Origin of the sequence: Cellulomonas citrea (genome assembly GCF_009829685.1) — a bacterium.
GTDB classification, from domain to species: Bacteria; Actinomycetota; Actinomycetes; order Actinomycetales; family Cellulomonadaceae; genus Cellulomonas; species Cellulomonas citrea.
Map to the genome: position 1 here is coordinate 1 of NZ_VWSD01000256.1, position 2,365 is coordinate 2,365.

The following is a 2,365-nucleotide window of genomic DNA, read 5'->3' on the forward strand; positions in this document are numbered from 1 at the left end:
ACGCCGATCAGGCCAGCGCCATGCTGCGGGACCTGGCGACCCGGGCGCTGGAGCACGGCCCGGCGCCGGAGCCGCTGCGCACGGTCGAACCGGACGGACGGCGCACCCACCGCACCCGGCTGCAGGGCTGGTACCTGCGTCGGGACCGGCGGGTCGCGGTCGGCACCGACGGGCAGTTCTACGTCCTCGTGCGCCCCGGCGGTCTGCTCGCGGGGCTGCGGCGGTACGAGCCGGCCCCGTCCGAGCCGCCGCTGGTGATCGGTGCGGGCGGGCGCGACGGGGAGTCGATCGACCTCGCGGATGCGATCGCCCGGGTGCTCGCGCAGGGCTGAGCCTCCGGGCCGCGCGCCGTCGGTCCGCGCTCGCCGACAGTCCCCGCCTGCCGTCAGTCGGCGCGACCGGCGAACTCGGCCAGCACCAGCCCGACCGCAGCCGGATCCTCGACGGCGGACAGGTGCCCGACCGCGGGCACCACGACGAGCTGGGCATCGCTCGCCACCTGCGCCATCGCCTGGGCCACGTCCACCCCGGTGAGGCCGTCCTCGTCGCCCACCACGACGGCGACCGGCCCCCGGTAGGCCGCGAGCACCTCGGTCCGGTCCGGACGGGCCGCCATCGCCCGCTGGCACCAGGCCACCACCGCGGGCGGCTGCTCCCCGATCCAGCCGGCGACCTGCGCCACCAGAGCCGGACGAGCGACCTGCGTGGTCTCCCCCAGCAGCCCGGTCACCATCGGTCGCACCGCGTCGACGGTGCCGTCCTCGAGCACCTGCTGCGCGATGGACAGCCGGCGCGCGGCGGCCTCGGGCGTGTCGGCCGTCGTCTTGGTGTCGACCAGCGCCAGCCCGGCGACCAGGTCCGGGTGCCGCTCGACCAGCGCCAGCGCGAGGTAGCCACCCATCGACAGGCCTGCCACCACGACGCGGCCCACACCAGCGCCCACGAGCTTGGCCGCCAGGGCGTCGGCCGCCTGGTCGAGCGAGGGCTCGGCCGGGGGCCGCGCACGGTCGGGCAGGTCGACGGCCAGCACACCGCGTGGGGTCGGCACCGCCGCGGCGGCCGCGGCCCACATCCGGTGGTCGAGCGGAAAGGCGTGCAGCAGGAGCAGCGGCGGGTGGCCGTCGACCGGTGCGCGCAGCACGTGCAGACTCATGCCGTTCCCTCCTCGGACGTCGCCGACCCGAGCTCGCCGTCCCAGGTGGTGGGCAGCGGCACCGGGACCTGCGGGGCGACGTGCGCCACGATCTCGTCGAGCACCCGGCGCACCGAGGTCTCGCCGACCCACAGGTGCTTGGCCCCGTCGACCCCGATCACCTCGGCCTGGGCGACCCGCGCGAACCGGCGACGGGCCTCGGGCGGCTGCAGGTAGTCGTCGTGCTCGGGCACGAGGGCCACCAGCGGGCGGCCGAACGCTGCCCAGGCGTCGAGGTCGTCGTCGCCGGCCCGCCGCAAGGGCGGCGACAGCAGCACCGCCCCCTCCACCCTCGGGTCACGACCATGCATGAGCGCGAGCTCGGTGCCGAAGGACCAGCCGACGAGCCACACGTGCGGCAGACCGCGCGCGGTCACCAGGTCGAGCGCCGCCGCGACGTCATGACCCTCGGCCCGGCCGCCGTCGAACTCGCCCTGCGACCGCCCTCGCGGGCTCGCCGTGCCACGGGTGTTGAAGCGCAGCACCGCGAGGTCGGCCAACGCGGGCAGCCGCCAGGCCGCCTTGCGCAGCACATGGGAGTCCATGAACCCGCCGTGCGTGGGCAGCGGGTGCAGCGTCACGAGCGTGGCGCGCGGCGGACGCTCGGCCGGCAGCGCCAGCTCGCCGACCAGGGTGAGGCCGTCGGCCGTGTGCAACTCGACCTCCTCGCGCACGGCGGGGAGCACGGACATCGAACGGATCAAGGTGGGGGGCATCGGGTCGAAGCCTAGTCAGCGCGGGTCAACGCCGTTGCCCGCGGCGGTCCCAGCAGGCCGTGTGCCAGTGCCGGCGGTCCTCGACCCCACCGCCGACCAGGGCGTCCGTGCGCCACACGACGACGTGGGCCACGTCGACCACCACCTGGGAGCAGCCCGGGCAGCGGTACTGCTTGGCCGAGGCCCGCACCCGTTGCACGACCCACTCGCCGTCGGGACCGCTCACGGCCGACCGGCCGCCGGTCGCCCGGTCCAGGTCGAGCTCGACGTGCTCGGCCGTGTACGGCCGCTTGCCCGAGCGCCGGGAGGACGGCATGGGCTCAGGCCCCGACCTCGACCCCGGCGCGCAGCACCCGCCGAGGACGCAGGTCGGCGTCGGTGACAAGCACATCGGCGCGCAGCCCGGCCGCCAGCTCGCCGCGGTCGGTGAGTCCGAGCAGCTGCGCCGGGGTGGGGG

Annotated in this window: 4 protein-coding genes; 1 reads left to right on the plus strand and 3 read right to left on the minus strand. The window is 76.3% G+C overall.

The genetic code is table 11. The features are described 5' to 3' along the window. A partial coding sequence (locus tag F2B26_RS15845; RefSeq protein WP_210766853.1) for a hypothetical protein occupies nt 1–332 on the plus strand: 332 nt, incomplete at its 5' end. A 53-nt stretch (nt 333–385) separates the two neighbouring features. On the opposite strand, the gene F2B26_RS15850 is transcribed toward F2B26_RS15845, so the two are convergent. From F2B26_RS15850 to F2B26_RS15860, 3 genes are read right to left on the minus strand one after another with little or no spacing between them, the layout of a single operon-like run. Beyond that, nucleotides 386–1,153, minus strand: coding sequence for an alpha/beta fold hydrolase (locus tag F2B26_RS15850; RefSeq protein WP_159810996.1), 768 nt, complete (start codon nt 1,151–1,153; stop codon nt 386–388). Beyond that, entirely contained in the window at nt 1,150–1,908 is a 759-nt protein-coding gene (locus F2B26_RS15855; protein ID WP_159810998.1) for an alpha/beta hydrolase, read from the minus strand. Before F2B26_RS15855 ends, F2B26_RS15850 begins: the two co-directional genes overlap by 4 nt. 25 nt (nt 1,909–1,933) lie before the next feature. Beyond that, nucleotides 1,934–2,224: an Rv1322 family protein gene (locus F2B26_RS15860; protein ID WP_159811000.1), complete on the minus strand. Its 291-nt coding sequence runs from the start codon at nt 2,222–2,224 to the stop codon at nt 1,934–1,936. Nucleotides 2,225–2,365: the final 141 nt, after the last annotated feature.

Excerpts from the sequence above, each read along its gene's own strand:
- F2B26_RS15850 (WP_159810996.1), bottom strand. The coding sequence starts at position 1,153 with ATGAGTCTGCACGTGCTGCGCGCACCGGTCGACGGCCACCCGCCGCTG.
- F2B26_RS15860 (WP_159811000.1), bottom strand. The coding sequence starts at position 2,224 with ATGCCGTCCTCCCGGCGCTCGGGCAAGCGGCCGTACACGGCCGAGCAC.
- F2B26_RS15855 (WP_159810998.1), bottom strand. The coding sequence starts at position 1,908 with ATGCCCCCCACCTTGATCCGTTCGATGTCCGTGCTCCCCGCCGTGCGC.